The sequence below is a fragment of the Kitasatospora sp. NPDC034023 genome, assembly GCF_055575795.1.
Genome location: NZ_JBVIRY010000028.1, coordinates 1 through 15,890, shown reverse-complemented (window position 1 = coordinate 15,890; position 15,890 = coordinate 1). Strand labels below are relative to the sequence as shown.

13 protein-coding genes are annotated in these 15,890 nt (G+C 71.6%); 4 read left to right on the top strand and 9 right to left on the bottom strand.

Annotation, left to right across the window (positions count from 1 at the left end; translation table 11 throughout):
• Positions 1-67 precede the first annotated feature (67 nt).
• Together ACZ52R_RS30710 and ACZ52R_RS30705 are read right to left on the bottom strand one after the other, a co-directional pair.
• Positions 68-841, bottom strand: a complete 774-nt coding sequence (locus tag ACZ52R_RS30710; RefSeq protein WP_465624702.1) for a hypothetical protein — start codon at positions 839-841, stop codon at positions 68-70.
• A 328-nt stretch (positions 842-1,169) separates the two neighbouring features.
• On the bottom strand, positions 1,170-1,775 hold the full coding sequence (locus ACZ52R_RS30705; RefSeq protein WP_465624704.1) for a hypothetical protein: 606 nt from the start codon (positions 1,773-1,775) through the stop codon (positions 1,170-1,172).
• A 59-nt stretch (positions 1,776-1,834) separates the two neighbouring features.
• Here ACZ52R_RS30705 and ACZ52R_RS30700 point away from each other — a divergent pair, with 59 nt between their 5' ends.
• On the top strand, positions 1,835-2,668 hold the full coding sequence (locus ACZ52R_RS30700) for an NAD(P)H-binding protein (protein WP_465624732.1): 834 nt from the start codon (positions 1,835-1,837) through the stop codon (positions 2,666-2,668).
• 175 nt (positions 2,669-2,843) lie between these two features.
• On the opposite strand, the gene ACZ52R_RS30695 is transcribed toward ACZ52R_RS30700, so the two are convergent.
• The 3 genes from ACZ52R_RS30695 to ACZ52R_RS30685 all read right to left on the bottom strand — a co-directional run bounded on the left by ACZ52R_RS30695 (position 2,844) and on the right by ACZ52R_RS30685 (position 7,292).
• Complete coding sequence (locus ACZ52R_RS30695; protein WP_465664370.1) at positions 2,844-3,539, bottom strand: DUF4241 domain-containing protein; 696 nt, start codon at positions 3,537-3,539, stop codon at positions 2,844-2,846.
• 414 nt (positions 3,540-3,953) lie between these two features.
• A complete protein-coding gene (locus ACZ52R_RS30690; protein WP_465664371.1) occupies positions 3,954-6,506 on the bottom strand; it encodes an ABC transporter permease in 2,553 nt (850 codons plus the stop codon).
• Positions 6,507-6,512: 6 nt separating this feature from the next.
• Positions 6,513-7,292 carry an ABC transporter ATP-binding protein gene (locus ACZ52R_RS30685; protein ID WP_465664372.1) on the bottom strand — a complete coding sequence of 260 codons (780 nt, stop codon included), beginning with the start codon at positions 7,290-7,292 and terminating at the stop codon, positions 6,513-6,515.
• Between the two features lie 138 nt (positions 7,293-7,430).
• Here ACZ52R_RS30685 and ACZ52R_RS30680 point away from each other — a divergent pair, with 138 nt between their 5' ends.
• Both ACZ52R_RS30680 and ACZ52R_RS30675 read left to right on the top strand, forming a co-directional pair.
• On the top strand, positions 7,431-7,808 hold the full coding sequence (locus tag ACZ52R_RS30680) for a BlaI/MecI/CopY family transcriptional regulator (RefSeq protein ID WP_465624734.1): 378 nt from the start codon (positions 7,431-7,433) through the stop codon (positions 7,806-7,808).
• Between the two features lie 10 nt (positions 7,809-7,818).
• On the top strand, positions 7,819-8,775 hold the full coding sequence (locus tag ACZ52R_RS30675) for a M56 family metallopeptidase (protein WP_465664373.1): 957 nt from the start codon (positions 7,819-7,821) through the stop codon (positions 8,773-8,775).
• Between the two features lie 281 nt (positions 8,776-9,056).
• On the opposite strand, the gene ACZ52R_RS30670 is transcribed toward ACZ52R_RS30675, so the two are convergent.
• Positions 9,057-10,052: a ribosome-inactivating family protein gene (locus ACZ52R_RS30670; protein ID WP_465664374.1), complete on the bottom strand. Its 996-nt coding sequence runs from the start codon at positions 10,050-10,052 to the stop codon at positions 9,057-9,059.
• Positions 10,053-10,063: 11 nt separating this feature from the next.
• Here ACZ52R_RS30670 and ACZ52R_RS30665 point away from each other — a divergent pair, with 11 nt between their 5' ends.
• Positions 10,064-10,633, top strand: a complete 570-nt coding sequence (locus ACZ52R_RS30665; protein ID WP_465664375.1) for a hypothetical protein — start codon at positions 10,064-10,066, stop codon at positions 10,631-10,633.
• A gap of 659 nt (positions 10,634-11,292) precedes the next feature.
• Here ACZ52R_RS30665 and ACZ52R_RS30660 read toward each other — a convergent pair.
• From ACZ52R_RS30660 to istA, 3 genes are all read right to left on the bottom strand, one after another.
• Positions 11,293-12,651, bottom strand: a complete 1,359-nt coding sequence (locus ACZ52R_RS30660; RefSeq protein ID WP_465754485.1) for a M48 family metallopeptidase — start codon at positions 12,649-12,651, stop codon at positions 11,293-11,295.
• Between the two features lie 801 nt (positions 12,652-13,452).
• Entirely contained in the window at positions 13,453-14,178 is a 726-nt protein-coding gene (locus ACZ52R_RS30655; protein WP_465624724.1) for a dienelactone hydrolase family protein, read from the bottom strand.
• Positions 14,179-14,739: 561 nt separating this feature from the next.
• On the bottom strand, positions 14,740-15,687 hold the full coding sequence (gene istA / locus ACZ52R_RS30650; RefSeq protein ID WP_465664377.1) for an IS21 family transposase: 948 nt from the start codon (positions 15,685-15,687) through the stop codon (positions 14,740-14,742).
• Positions 15,688-15,890 lie beyond the last annotated feature (203 nt).

Sequence of the window (15,890 nt, the reverse complement as noted above, 5' to 3'; positions counted from 1 at the left end):
TCCCTCGGAGCGGACCGGCTACGAACGGCGAGGCGGCCGGCGCGGTGACACGCCGGGCGAGCGACCGTCAGCCGCAGGCCACGCCGGTCAGAAATTCACAGCACACGGTGCAGCTGGTTTCCCCGCAGGTGTTGCAGGTGAAGCAGGTCTCGCACGTGGGAGCGCACGTGGGAGCGCAGGTGAACTGGCAGGTGTCGTCACAGGTGCCGTTGCAGGACTGCGGACAGGTCTGGTCGCAGGTCCCGTCGCACGAGACGCAGGTGTCTTCGCACGAAGCGCAGGAGACGAACTCGATTGTCTGCTGGCCACAGGGGGCGCCGCACGTGCAGCCCTCCTGCGGAGCGAAGCGGCCGGCCGCACGACGCGCCAGGGCGGCTGGTGACTCCCGTGGTGTTGGCCCTCGGCCGCGCTGTGGGCCCCTCGGGCCCGCCCGGCTCATCCGGCGGACGTCGAGGTCGAAGTCGTCCGACGGGCGGACCGGGGCGCTGTGGGTGTAGCTGACCTGGGCTCCTTCCCTCAGCGTGACCTCGGTTGCCTCCGTTCCGACGAAAGGAGGCCGGTCCGGCGGAATACCGGTGCTGTCGATGACGTCCTCGGTGGCGAATTCGACGTAGTAGTCGAGGTTCTTCGTCAGGTAGAGCCGCCGGTGTCCTTCGCGGTCGCTGTCGCCGAGGAAGCCTTTGAGGGTGAGTCCTCGGACGGGCGCGTGGGCCGGGTCCGGGCGGAATCTGTCGACCAGCGGATCCTGCGGACCGTGGATGTCCTTGGTCCGGTCCGGGGTCCGGTCCGGCTTGTCGCCTGGGCCGTTGTCGGATCCGCCGCTGTTGGCTGGGGTGGTCATCGTGGACCTCCCTCGATGGAAGAGGGCCCTTCTCATGCTTTCACCCGGGCCACAACCTGACAACTCGACGGGTCTCCATGACACAGGGTGACCTCCGGCCGAGCGGCGGGCGGTTGCGGCGGGGCCTCCGACCGGTTGCGGTGGGCGAACCATGCCCTGGGTTCGAACGCCATCCCTGCGGCAGCGCCCGGCACCCAGGGTCACGACGGAAGCCCGGCCACCGCCGGTCCCGGCCTGATCGGAGTGCGATGAGCGACCGCTCCACCATGGCGCCGCCGGATGGGGTGCGGCCGCAGGGTCGCCCGCGCCGTGCCTGTCCGGGCGCCGGCTAGCTGAGGATGAGCAGGGTTGCCACGGTGTTGCCGTCGGCGTCCAGGCACCCGGTGGTGTTGGAGCCGTCCGGGTCGGCCAGGATGCCCAGCACGGTGCCGGTGCCGTCCTCGTCCGGGATCATCAGCCAGTCGTCGGCGAAGTCGCCTTCGACCGGCTCCACCGGCCAGTCGGCCGGGTCCACCGACGCGTCCTGGAGCTTCTTGCGGAGTCTGTCCAGCCTCCGGCTGTCGCCCTCGGCGGCGCGCGCGTGCAGGGCGGCCCAGGCGCGCTTGAGCATCCCGGTGCCCGGTTCGATCCAGGTCCTGCTGGAGTTCGCGTGTATCACGGCCAGTCCGGACGGGGTCCCCATACTGTCGCCGCAGTCATCCGTCCGGACCGGGACGGTCTCCCCCGGGTGCACCAGGACCGCTACCGGCACCCTGGGGTTGTCCTCGCGGGAGAGCAGGTAGACGGGCGTGCCGCCGGGCCGCATCGGGAAGCCCTCACCCTCCGGGCCCAGCGGGTCGTAGATCGTTCCGTGCCCGCGGTCCCCCTGGATCAGGCCGGCCCGCTCGATCCGCCAGCCCCCAACTGGGGATGCCAGACGTTCTGTTGACTTCAAGCGAGCTTGAGGTTCTAGCGTGTCACTCACTTGATCATCTGACGAAGGGAAACCCGCTCGTGATCCTCGTGACCGGAGCCACCGGAAACATCGGCAGTGCCCTGCTGAAGGAGCTGCACACACGTGGCGTCGGGCCGCTGAGAGGGCTTACCCGGGATGCCGCACAAGCCGTCTTCCCGGACGGTGTCGAGGCCGCGGAGGGCGACTTCGCGGAGCCGGCGTCGTTGAAGCCCGCGCTGGAAGGGGTGCGCTCGCTGTTTCTCGTCTCGCGCCTGGGCCCGGACGCCGACATCCTCGACGCCGCCCGCGCGGCGGGTGTGGAGCACGTCGTCCTGGTGTCCTCCATCACCGTCCAGACCCACCCGCACCTCGGCGCCGCCGCCGAGAACCTGGCGGTCGAGCAACTGCTCAAGGCAAGCGGTATGGCCTGGACGATCCTGCGGCCGACACAGTTCGCCTCCAACGCGTTGATGTGGGCGGCCACCATCCGTGGCCACGAAACCGTCCGTGCGCCGTTCGCGGAGACCGCACTGCCGACCATCCACCCTGCGGACATCGCGGCCGTGGCACGGGTGGCACTGACCGAGTACGGCCATCACGGACGCACATACGCCATGACCGGTCCAGCGCCGGTCAGCGCCCGACAGCAGGTCGAGGCCATCGCCGCAACACTGGGCCGGGAGGTGCCCTTCGCCGAAATCAGCCGTCAGCAGGCCCACTCACAGATGGCCGCGGTCTTCGGGTCCGACAACGCGGACGCGGTGCTCGACGTCACAGGTGGAGACGTCAACGAGGAGCTGCTGATGGTGCGCGACACGGTTTCAGAGGTCACCGGAACCCCGGCCCGCCCGTTTCGGCAGTGGGCTTCGGAGAACGCCGACGCCTTCCGTTGAGGCAGGCGATCGCCCCCGCTCACGCCACCACGGGGCGCTGCGCCGCCGGATGCGACCCGTGGCAGGCCGCTGACGCCGTGCCGCGGTACTCCCTGCTCGACGCCCTGGACGACCCGGACGACCGCGCCGCCTGCGAGCAGCGGCAGGAGAAGAGAAGAAGCCCCGTCAGGCGGTCTCAGTCCCACGGGCTGGTGGGCACCGGGCCCGGTATGACGATCACCGCTATCTCGCCCTCGCGGGCACGGCCCGTCCAGACCTGGCCCCAGCCTTCCGGGACGCCGAAGGTCAGCAGGTCGGCCCGGCGTTCCTCGTCGCGGGCGAGTTCGAAGTAGTCCTCGCAGAGGGATTCGGTGTCCCGCCCGGGTGCCGGGCAGCCGAAGCCGACGTCGGCCACGTCCGTCAGGTAGCGGCGGAAGGGTTCGGTCAGCGGTTGCCAGGCGGTGGCGTCGGCGAAGCAGCCCATGGTCTCCTCCGCCGCGAACCCGGCGCCGGCAGCGCGCAGGGCCGGGTCCTCGCCCACGCCGAGGGCGAGGACCCAGGTGACCACCGGCTCGTCGCGCACGCGCAGGCGCGTCGCGGCGCACTCCCGGTACTCGTTGTAGTAGCCGTCCGAGAGGTGGGGCCAGTCGGCCCAGGAGACGTCCACCGGGTACTCACCGGGCGGGACGCGCAACGCGAGCTCGCGCGGCGGCCCGGCGATCCAGGGCGAGTCGACGACCAACCGGCCGCTCGGCAGCCGGATCGCGGCGACCTCCTGCACCTCGGCGATCTCGATCCAGCTGTACGGGGTGTGCGCATCGCCGCCGATCCGCAGGCCCGGTGTGAACAGTCCGTCGAGGTACTCGCGCGTCTGTGGCCTGACCTCGTCCATCCCCGCCTCTTCCCTCTCACTTCTGTGACACCTGCTGCCCCGGACGATACGCACCTCCACAGACAACTCCGGTGCCGCAGACTGCGCGGAGGTGTCCGGGGCCGGCCGCAAGGCCTCCTTCCCGAGCCGACTGCCCGCACGGCGAACGCCTCGCTGCGCCTGTGCTGGTCGTGCCAGGGGTTCGGTCGGCGGGAAGGAGGGCTCGCTGCTGGAGCTGCGGGAGTTCGGCGGCGCCCATGGTCCGGCCGAGGCGACGGCGAAGGCGATCAGTCCGCCGAGGAGGACGGGGCGGGGCACGAGTCCTCGGCACCGTACCGGAGGACGCAAAGGCGGTATGCCGGGCGGCGGCGCGGGTCCGGGGGGTTCCGCGCCGCCGTCCTGGGGGTACCTCCCGGCCGAAGGCCGGGGGCCGGTCTATGCGGTGGCGATGGCGGTCAGGACCTTGGTCCGGGCGGCTTTCATCGCGGGCAGGATCGCCGCTGCCAGGCCGGCGAGTGCCGATCCGGCGAGGACGGCGAGGATGGTGGTCCACGGGATGCTGAGTGCGGTGATCCCGTACAGGGTGAGGACCTTCTGCCCGGCGATGCCCCACGCGAGCCCGAGTGCGAGGCCGAGCAGCGCGCCGTGGACGGCGATCAGCACCGACTCCAGTCGGATCATCCGGCCGATCTGTCGGCGGGAGGTGCCGACGGCGCGGAGCAGGCCGATCTCGCGGGTGCGCTCGACCACGGACAGGGCGAGGGTGTTGATGACCCCGAGGACCGCGATCAGGATGGCCAGCGCCAGCAGCGCGTAGACCAGGTAGAGGACGGTGTTGACCTGGCCGGTGATCTGGTTCTTGTAGTCGGCCTGGCTCTGCACGGTGACCTGTGGGTAGCCGGCCAGGGCGGTGTCGAGGGCGGTCTGAACCTGCTTCTTGTCGGCGCCGGGTGCGGTGTTGAGGTAAAGGGTGAAGTCCTGGGCCTCGGGGGCGTACGTGCCGAGGGTGTCCAGGGAGACCTCCCAGCTGCCGCCGTCCTTGCCCGCGCCCGCCGGGGGCTTGGCGATCGCGCCGACGGTGAGGGTGCCCACGTTGCCGTTGAGGAAGTGCAGCTCGACCGGGGAGCCGATCCGCAGACCGTCGGCCTTCGCGGTCGTCTCGTCGACCATCACCTTGCCGGCCGCGACGTCGGCGGTGGAACCGGCGACGTACTGCGGCTTGACAGCCCGGTCGACGGTGGCGACATCGACACCCGAGAGCACGAGTTGGAAGCCGCCCAGGTGGGCGACGGCGTAGCGCCGGCGGGTGACGGCCTGGACGCCGGGGATCGCGTGGACCTTGGCGGTGACCTCGTGGCCGATGGGCTGCTGGCCGTTGCCGGTCAGCACGTAGTCGGCGCCGAAGGTGTTGTCCACGTCGCGGTTGATGGACGTGGTCAGCGAGGCGGCCAGGACGGCGATCGCGCCGACCAGCGACAGGCTGATCATCAGCGCGCCGGCGGTGGCGCCCGTGCGGCGCGGGTTGCGCACCGCGTTGAGGCGGCTGATGCGGCCGACCGCGCCGAACAGCTTCGGGAACGGGGCGCCGAGGCCGTGCACGACGAGCCGTGAGAGCGGCGCGCCCAGGACGACCAGGGCGACCAGCGAGGCGACGATGCCGCCGCCGAGCAGGCCGGCGGCTGTGATCAGTGTGGCGTGGTGGGTGGCGGCGCCGTACAGCAGGCCAAGGCCGGCCGGCAACAGCACGGTGCCCAGGGCCGTGCGGCGGCCCAGCGGTGCGACGGGCGGGGTGGCGGCCTCGCGCAGGGCGGCCATCGGGGAGATGCGGGCGGCGCGGCGGGCCGGCAGGTAGGCGGCGACCAGCGTGACGAGCACGCCGACGCCGTAAGCAGCGGCCGGGGTGAGCGGGTTGATGACCAGTGCGGTGCCGGACAGGTCCACGCCGAAGCTGCTGATCAGGCTCTTCAGTAGCGCGGCCAGGCCGATTCCGGCGCCCAGGCCCAGCGTCGAGCCGACGACGCCGAGCAGGAGTGCCTCGGTGAGCACCGAGCGGGTGACCTGGCGGCGCCCGGCCCCGAGCGCGCGGAGCAGTCCGAGTTCGCGGGTGCGCTGGGCGACCAGCATGGAGAAGGTGTTGAGGATCAGGAAGATCCCGACCAGCACCGCGAGGCCGGCGAAGCCGAGCAGCGCGTAGGTGACGACGCTGAGGAAGGAGCTGACCTGCTGGGCGGCGGACTGGGCCTGCTCCTCCTTCGTGGCGATGGAGAAGCTGTCGCCGAGTGCGGCGTGGATGCGCTGCTGGGCGGTGGTGTGGGTGGTGCCGGGGGCGGTGTCGGCGGTGACGGTGGTGAACTGGCCGGGCTTGCCGAGCAGGGCCTGCTGGGCGGTGGCGGTGTCGACGTAGACCATCGTGACGCCGGGGTTGCCGGTGCTGAAGGTGACGATGCCGACGACGGTCGCCGGGGTGGAGCCGGTCGGGGTGAGCACGTGCAGCGCGTCCCCGAGGTGGACACCCTTGTGCTGGGCGCTGGCCTGGTCGATGACCAGCTCGCCGGCCTTGGTGGGGGCGTTGCCCTGGACGAGGCGGACCTGTGGGTTGTCGTACCAGTTCTGGCCGAGGGTGGGTGCGCCGGTGGTGGGGCCGACCGGCTTGTTGTCCTTGCCGACGACGGTGAGGTTCTGCAGGCTGACCTGGCCGTGTGCGGCCTGCACACCCGGGACGGCGGCGACCTTGGCCACGACGGATGCGGGCAGGGTGGGGATCTCGCCGGACAGGGCGCGGTCCTCGATCTCGGGGGTGAACGCCTGCTTGGGCTTGATCGTCACATCGGCGGCGGTGGAGCTGGAGATGCCGGTGAACGCGAGGTTGATGGTGTCGGAGAAGACCAGGGTGCCGGAGACGAACGCGACCCCGAGCAGGACGGCGAGGGTGGACAGGGCCATGCGGCCCTTGTGGGCGAGGAAGTTGCGCAGACTTGCCTTGATCACGGTCCGTCAGCTCCTGCGTCCGGCGCCGTCGAACTGCCGCATCCGGTCGAGTACCGAGTCGGCCGTCGGCTCCGCGAGCTCGTCCACGATCCGGCCGTCGGCGAGGAAGACGACGCGGTCGGCGTGGGCGGCGGCGACCGGGTCGTGGGTGACCATCACGATGGTCTGCCCGAGGTCGTCCACGCTGCGGCGCAGGAAGGCCAGGATCTCGGCGCCGGCGCGGGAGTCGAGGTTGCCGGTCGGCTCGTCCGCGAAGATGATCTCCGGTCGGCTCGCCAGCGCCCGCGCGCAGGCGACGCGCTGCTGCTGACCGCCCGACAGCTCGCTGGGCCGGTGCCCCAGGCGCTCGCGCAGGCCGACGGTGTCGATCACCGTGTCCAGCCACGCCGGGTCGGGCCTGCGGCTCGCGATGTCCATCGGCAGCGTGATGTTCTCCAGTGCGGTGAGTGTCGGGAGCAGGTTGAACGCCTGGAAGATGAAGCCGATCTTGTCCCGGCGAAGCTGGGTCAGGTGCTTGTCCTTGAGCCGGGTGACCTCGGTCTCGCCGATCCAGATCTGCCCAGCGGTCGCGGTGTCCAGGCCGGCCAGGCAGTGCATGAGCGTCGACTTGCCGGAGCCGGACGGGCCCATGATCGCGACGAACTCGCCGCGCTGCACCGAGACCTCGACCGCGTCCAACGCCACCACGCAGGTCTCCCCGCTGCCGTACGCCTTGGTGAGGCTCTCGGCGCGGGCCGCGATGGCCTGGTGCGGGGCGGGGACCGCCGTTGCTGTGCTCACGCTCATCCTCCTGGGTTTCGCTGCGCGGCCTGCGCACTCGTTTGCGGGCATGGCAGACTCGGGGCAGGCAGATAGCTTCTACGAACACGTAGAACTTCTACGAGTTCGTAGAAGATAGCGCAGGAGGTGACCGGGCCCGTGACCATGGACGAACCCACCCCGCCCAAGGGCGGCCGGGCCAGGGGCGAGCTGGAGGCCGACGTCCTCCGCGCGTTGCAGCACGCCGCCCCCGAGGCGCTGAGCCCCGGCGAGGTCAGGGAAGTGCTCGGCGGCGATCTCGCCCACACCACCGTCGTCACCGCCATGTCGCGGCTGCACGCCAAGGGCCTGCTCGAACGCACCCGGCGCGGACGGACCTTCGCCTACGTCCCCGTCGCCGACGACTCCGGACTCGCCGCCCGCCAGATGCGCCAGGTCCTGGAGGGCAGAACGGATCGCGAAGCCGTCCTGACCCGCTTCGTCGACGACCTCTCCGACGACGACGAGGAACTGCTGCGCAAGCTGCTGGACCCGGGACAGTAGGGCCGCCCCGATGTACGTCGCCGTCTACCTGCCGCTGCTCTTCCCGCTGCTGGCCGCCCTGGCGGCCAGGCCGCTGGGCGAACGACTCCCGCCCCGCCTGGCCACCTGGCTGCTGACCGTGGGCGCAGTGGCCCTGGCAGCCGCGAGCAGCCTGGTCCTGGGCATGCTCGCGATCACCGCACTGATCCGCTTCCCCGCTCTCGCCCGGCTGGCGCAGGGTCACTGGTCGGCACAGGCGGCCCAGCACCACGACCCGGCCGCACTGTCGGTCGGCCTGCTCGCCGCTGCCCTGCTGGCCACGGCCACCACCGCGACCGCGGTGCTGCTGTGGCGCCGAGTCCGCACGCTGGCCGCCGCCGCCGCGGAAGCCGCCTGCCTACCCGGACGCGATCAGCTGGTCGTCGTCGACGACCCGGCCGCCGAGGCGTACGCCATCCCCGGGCTGCCCGGCCGCATCGTCGTCTCCACCGGCATGCTGGCGGCCCTCGACCCCGACGAGCACCACGTCCTGCTCGCCCACGAGCGAGCCCACCTGGCCCACCACCACTACCTCTTCGTCGCGGTCGCCCAACTGGCCGCCACCGCCAACCCGCTGCTACGGCCCCTCGCCGACACCGTCACCTACACCATCGAACGCTGGGCCGACGAGAGCGCCGCCACCGCCATCGGCGACCGCCGCCAGGTCGCCCACACCGTGGGCAAAGCCGCCCTGGCCACCCGACGCACCCGCACCCGCCGCTGGATCCCCGCCGCCGCCCTGGGCATCCTGGGCCGCTTCTCCCCAGCCGGACCGGGCCCCGTACCGCGCCGGGTCGCCGCTCTCCTCGCCCCACCGCTGCGCAGCCGCGCACTGCCACTCGCCGGCATCCCCGCACTGCTGCTGGCCAGCGCCGCGTGCGCCGCCGAGGCCGCACACGACCTGGAACTGCTCCTCGAACTGGCCAAACGCGGCGCCTCGCAACACTGAGGGAAGGCAGCGCGGCCAACCGCGCACCCGGCGGCGGTCGTGGCGAAGGCCGTGCGGCGATCGTGGCCGAGCCTCCAACGCGGCGCCTACGGGCTGACGAGCAGGGCGCCGTGCACCGTGCGGCCGTCGGCCAGGATGATCGCCATGAACGATGCCCTCATCCAGTGCTGCCCGCTCCGGTCCCGGTCTCGTTCAAGCTCCTCAGCAACAAGCCCCTGGGAGGAAAGCCGGCCCGGGCCGACTTCCTCCCAGGGGTGGGTTCGCGGAGCTCCTACGCCCTGTTATCGGCCCTTGACCGTCGGGGCGAGCGCCAGCGCCAGGTACGCCAGGGCGCGGGCGACGTTCTCCACGTGGGGCACGTGCGGGCCGACGTTCAGGCCGCCACCGTTCTGGCCTGCGGCCGCGTACCGGGAGAGCGCGCTCCAGCCGTTCTCCAGCTCCTGCTGGCGGGCGGGCATGGTGTACGCCATGTTGTGGTTCGCCATCATCTGGATCACGATGCCCTGTACGTCGCGGAGCCGGGCGGCCTCGGCCGTCACCTGGATCAAGCGCAGGAGGGACCTGGCGGTGGCCTGGAACTGGCTTCCGCCGTTCTGCTCGGTGCCGCGCGCAAGGTAGGCCAGCTGGAAGACGGAGTTCATCAGTGAGCTGTAGCTCATGCCGGTTTCGTCACGGTTCACGCCCGGGCCGCCCTGCGCCTGCGGCCGTGCCATCTGCGGGTAGCTGCCGTCGTAGGACAGGCTGCGGTAGGTGGCCGGCGGGAGCAGTCCGCCGTCGGGGCCGTTGCGCAGGGCGTCCATGGTCCGGCCGAGGTTGAACCCCTCGTCGTTGAACGCGTAGGTGATGTCCCCGTCGCCGGGCCGGGCGTCGACGGGGGTCGTCGTGAAGCCGCGCAGGTACAGGTTGTCCGGAGTGAACCAGAGCCGCAGCGTCATCTGGCGGCCACCGCCGTTGACGGCGTTCAGGTCGGCCCGGATCAGCGACACCGAGTTGGAGCCCTGCGTCATGTAGGTCTCGCCGTTCCAGCGGCTCCCGGAGGCGTTGCGCAGACTCTGCAGGAAGGTGCCCCAGTCCTTGGAGATCTGGCCGGGGTTCTGCCACTCGCCGCTCATGTTCACCCAGCAGTGGGCGACGTGGTAGTCGCCGGTGTTGGCGCGGGCCGCGCCCGCGCCGGAGACCAGGGTCACCACGCCGGCGACGATGGCAATGAGCAGGGCGGTGAGCCTGGTCCGCAGGTTCCGGCCGAACGCCGGGCGCCGCGAATGTGTCAAATGCATGTCATTAGTCCTTGATCAAGGGGGATCCGCGTCGGTGGACGCGGATCCTCGACGGGCGTGCTCCGGTCGGCCGCCGACATCGCGGCCGTCGCACGTCCCGCGCCCTCGGCGTTCCTCAGCCGATCGGCCCTCCCACCCTCCTGCACCGCATCGCCTGCGCACATCAGTCATCTGACTGCACGTGGACGACGCCGCCAAACCAGCACGTCCGCGTCGCCGTAGCCGATGGAGAACTCCGCCACCTCGAAGCCACACGGGGGCCGCACACGGCCTCTGCGGGCACAAGCCGCACCCTGGCCGTCATCACCCGGCCGGAACCGGACGGGGAGATCGCCGACGGCCCGCAGCTCAAGCACGCCTCCCGCCGGGCCCTGGCCGACGCGGTCACCGCCAGCTACGGGCAGGCCGACCAACTGTGGGCCAAGGAGTTCAACACCGAGCCGGAGACCGCCGCCGCCGAACGCCTCGTCGCCATGCTCCCGGGCCCGCCGCAGCGGCCAGACGGTGGCGATCGGCCCGGTGTCCACCGTCTCCACACCGGCCTCGACAACGTCAACACCCGCCTCGACCCAGGCCCTTGAGTAGGACCGCACCCGCGCACCCACCGCTCCCTCGCCGCGCTCCCGGCCCCCGACTGACCGGCGGAACCGGTGTTGCCGCCGGAGTCGGCCGCGCTACCAGTACCCGGCCTCGCGGGCGAGGGCAGCTTCGTTGCGCTCTTCACGAAGGGCCTTCAGGTCGTCCACGTCACGCTTGTTGCGCTTCAGGCCGAGTCCCCCGAGCGGGAAGTTCCAGGAGTGACGTGCTAGCCGAATGTGACGTTTTGTGGTGCCGCCCCCGCCACAGGCCTGCGTCGTGCGAGCGGCCGACGACGCACCTGTTGGCTTCCTCGATCACACCCCAGTGGGCGGAGGCCTCGATCTCGATCGGCCCCCAGACCTCCCCGACGATGTCCAAGCCGCGCCGTGACGTCGCTCCACGCTGGTCCAGTGCGAGGGCGACCTCGATGGCTTCATGCACCAGCACCGGTCCCAGGTCGTCCCCAGTAGCAGGTGTCGTCCACCACCCGTCCCCGTTCTCGTCTGTCACGTAGTCGACGTACAGGGCGTCCTCGCGCCCGGCTTCAATAGCGTGACGGAAGATCCAGTCCGAGTCGTTGGGGCCGTCCAGGCCGGTTATGGCCGTGCGCAACGGTTGTCCCGGTGGGCCAGGGAGGTGGCTCCGCCGCCGGCCCGCCTCGTCAGCCGGCCAGCAGCCCGGCGGCGATCCGGGCGCGGTGCGGCGCCAGCTCGGCGGCGATCGAGGCGCCCTCGGCGGCGGTGACGGTGACGGCGGCGTCCCCGTCCCCGGCGCGGGCGGCCAGGGCGATCCGCAGGTGGGTCGGCGGGTGGGAGCCGTCCACGGCGGACCGGTCACGAGCACTGAGCCGCAGCAGGCGCTCCCGCTCGACGGCGGGGACGGAGGCGAGGTGCTCGCGCACCCGCTCCCAGAGCAGGTCCGGCGCGGGCGGCGCGGGCGGCGCGGGCGCGTCCTCGGTCCGGCGGCTCCGGGCGCGGCCGATCCGGGCCCGTCCGCGCTCCTCGGCCCGGATCTGGTGGATCGCGGTGTCCACCGAGCCGGGCAGCAGCAGCGCCGCGAGCATGCCCCGGGCCGCCTCGCCACCCGCCACCCGGGCGGCGAGCACGTCCGAGTGGTACTCGGCCTGCTGGCCGGCCCGGGAAGTGAGCCGGTCGAACAGCACCAGCCCCTGGTGCAGCACCCAGGCGACGCCCCGCAGCACCAGCCGGCCGAACACCGCGCCGAGCCGTACCAGCATCGAGACCTCGTCCCGGCCCACGCCCGGCCCGTCGTGGCCCGGTCGGGCCATGTCGTACCAGGCCCAGAGCGCCGAGACGGCGCTGTACAGCCAGAACGAGCGCCGGCGGTCGCCGTTGACCCGGTGGCCGAACTCGTGGCCGAGCAGGGCTGTCCGCTCGCGGTCGTCCAGTACCTCCCACAGCGGCAGGCCAAGCCGCAGCACCGACCGGCGGCGCAGCCCGACCAGCCCGTACGAGGCGTTGAACTCGTCGGTGACCTGGATGACGTCCACCGGGCGGGCGCCGACCTCGGCGGCCACCCGGTCGGCCAGCCCGTACAGGGCCGGCGCCCCGGCACGGTCGAGCACGCCCGCGTCCTTCGGCAGCCGGCCGAGCCGCGGCCGCAGGGTCACCGCGATCACCAGCACCACCGCGCCGACACAGCGCTGCACGACGGTCCCGGTGATCAGCAGCCAGAGCGCCAGGGCGAAGGTGCCGAGGGTGACGAGGTGGACCACCCCGGCCGCGGCGGAGGCCAGCAGCCAGTCCCGGCGGGCGGTGGGGGAGTCGCCCCCGGCGGCCTGCTCCTCGTAGAGCCGGTCGGTGCGGGCGACCGCGGCCCGCTCGCGCCGGGTGGGCCCGGGGGCGGCGTCCTCGCCGGGCACGAGGTTCCAGTCGCAGGCCGGGCACCAGAGGAGGAAGCGCGGGTCGTCGGTCAGGGGGGCGACGCAGCGCGGGCACGGCGAACCGTGGACGGGCCTGTCGGCGGACGCCGCGGCGGGCGGCTCGGGGTAGGTGGACACGGTTGATCATGATGGCGGGCCGGGGCGCCGGTGGGCAGGGGGGTTATTCGTATCGTGACCATGCCCGTCGTGACCATGCCCGTCGTGACCCCTGCCCGTCGTGACCCCTGCCCGTTGGGAACCCGGCCCGTCGTGACCAAGCCCTGCCCCGTGACGCGCAGTTTGAAGGCCAGCCGCGAGTGGACGCGCACCGTGACCCTGGACGAGAGCCGTAGCAAGACCGTGAACGGCGGGGTGGGGGCGACCCTCGTATGGCTGTCGGCGAAGGCGGCCGTCGAAGCCGAGCTGCAGCGGACCCTGTCCGTTGCCATCGGCAGTACACACCTGTTCGCGGAGGAGTTCAGCATCACGGTCCCCGAACGGACCGCTGTGCGGATCGCGTTGCGCTGGAAGCACGTCGTTCAGTGCGGCAGTGCCCGGCTGATGCTGTCCAATGGAACGATGTACAGCGTGCTGTACCGGGCTGTACTCAAAAGTCCGACCGGCGTTTGCCCCGGTTCGGAATCGAACGGGGGCCGAAGCCGAGAACGTTGGCATCAGGCATCAGGCATCAGGCAGTCGGCAGCTGGGAGCGGTCCGCGTGACCTGTGGCGATGGCGCCCGTTGCCCTTGGCGTGGCAGAACCCGAGACCCCGGCCTTGCTCCCGATACGCCGGACCTCGTTCGGCTGCCCGCACCTCCCCACGGGCCCGGGCGGCAGGCCGATCCCGCCAGCCGCTGACCGTGTCGAGGGTGAGGCCACCGGAGCCGGTGGCGTCGACGGGCCTGGTCCGCGGCCCGGAATCGCGGTTGTCGACCGGATCACTCCGTTGCGGTCAGGCACTCGGCGAGCAGGTCGACGACGTCGTGCCAGGCTCGCTGCGCGTGCCGTGGGTGGTAGCCGACGCCGGGGACCACGGGGTGGTCGACCGGCGGGTGGTGGAAGGCGTGCAAGGCGCCGCCGTAGACCACGAGGCGCCAGTCGACGCCCGCGGCCTGCATCTCGGCGGTGAACGCGCCCCGTTGCGCGGGCGGCATGATCGGGTCTTCCGACCCGACCCCGGCCCACACCGGGCAGCGAATGCGCGCCGCCTCGCCCGGTCGGCCCGTGGTCAGCGCGTTGACTGTCCCGATCGCGCGCAGGTTGACGCCGTCGCGCCCGAGTTCCAGCCCGACGGCGCCCCCGGTGCCGTAGCCGATGGCGGCGATCCGGTCGGGGTCGGTCCGCGGCTCGGCGCGCAACACGTCGAGCGCCGCATGACCGATGCCCCGCATCCGGTCGGGGTTGGCGAGCAGCGGCATGCAACGAGCAAGCATCTCCTCGGGGTCACCCAAATAGCGCCCGCCGTGAAGGTCGAAGGCCAGCGCTACGTATCCCAGCTCGGCGAGAGCATCGGCTCGGCGGCGCTCGACGTCGCTGAGCCCCATGCCCTCCGGCCCGAGCAGCACCGCGGGCCGGCGATCGACTCCGGCCGGGAGTGCGAGGTGCCCGATCATCGTCAGACCATCGGCCGGGTACTCGACCGTGCGCGTGGTAATCGTCGCCATGCGACTGGACTGTAGTGATCGTCGAGTCCGATCGGGCCGCTGTTCTGCCGCCGGCAGAACAGCGGTGGGCGTTCCTCTGAAATGCGGCGATGGCTCACGATCCGCCACAAACCCCGTTCCCGCGGCAGCGGTTTCGGATCACCTGCCCTGGCCACGGTGCTGGAGGTGGACCTGCCGGTTCTTCCGTCGGCTGGCAAAGCGGCTGACCTTCGGCGCCGAGCGCTGGCCGGGCCCGGTCGGCCCCCACGACTCCGAAGGCCGGTGGGACGATGCCCGCAGACTCCTCCCCGACGCAACACTGCCCACAGCCGACCGGGTCGCCGGACTACTCCCGCTCTTCTACGCGCAACGGCTCAGCACGATCAGCACCCTCACCGTCGACCAGCTCAGCGAGGCGAACGGCCAGGTCCCCGTCCAACTGGGGACCGCCCCGACCCGTCCTGCCCGAACCACTCGCCGTACTCGACCTCGACCTGATCGCAACCCGCCGCCCCTACACAGTGATCGGACACGCCGACCAGACGCCCTGGCTCTTCCCAGGGCAACGCCCTGGCCAACACATCAGCGCCGGCCGTCTCGGCCAACGCTGATCAACCTCGGGATCCAACCCGGCCAGGCCCGGTCAACGGTCCTGTTCGCCCTCGCCGGGGGCAGGGTGAGCATCGCGCCCCGGTCGGCTTCCCAGCGTTCGGCGGGCCGGCAGCCGATCGTGCGGTGGTGTCGACGGTTGGCGATCTGCAGCCATGCCGTGAGCTGGGTGTTGAAGTCGCCCGGTCCGGCGAACGTGCGGCCGGGCAGGAAGCTGGTCTCCAGATAGCCGTTCACCCGCTCCACCAGGCCTTTCGCCTCCGGGTCGCGGGGCCGGCAGAGGCGGATCCTGATCGCGAGCAGGCCGGCGAAGGCCGCGAACTCCGAGGTCAGCTTTCCCTGGCCGACGCCGCTCTCGTTGTCCCAGACCAACATCTTCGGGACGGCCTGCCAGCCGGACAGCAGCCGCCAGTGCCCGTCGATCAGGTCGGCGGTGGTCCGGGACGGCAGCATCCGAGCCGTGATCATCCGTGAATAGCCCGCCACCATGACCAGCACCGGAGGGCGTCCCGTCTGCCCGTAACCCAGCGGGATGTCCGTCGGCGGGAACCACAGATCGCACTGGGCGAGCTCGCCCGGCTGGTAGACGGTCCGCGAGACGGGATCCACGGGAAGGTAGGCGGGCCGCAGCTCGCGGACGCGTTCCTTGAGGATGGTCAGCCCGCGTGTCCAGCCGATCCGCTCGGCGATCACCGTGGCCGGCATCGTCGGCGTCTGCTTCAGCAGCTCGCGGATGGCCGGCTCGAAGACGTCGACCGCCGATCCCTTCAGAGGGCGCTGGTAGACCGGCGGCCGGTCCGAGGCCAGGGCCCGTGCCACGGTGCCCCGGGAGATCCCCAGTTGCCGGGCCACGGCCCGTGCCGACAGACCCTCGGCCCGGTGCAGCCGGCGAATCTCGGCCCAGTCCTCCACGCCGATCACCTCTTTCCTCCTGACTCCCGTACCAGTGAAGTCAGGATGATCAAGAGATCACGCAGTGACCCGCTTTTGATCCGCCGTCCGTGGTCCTCGTTTCACCCGTCGCCGACAATGTCAGTCCAGGAGAACTTCGTGACGTAGGCAGGGGTGCCAGGGGCACCGAACACCCATCGGTCATTCCTGAACTTGTTGCGTTTACCGAAGTA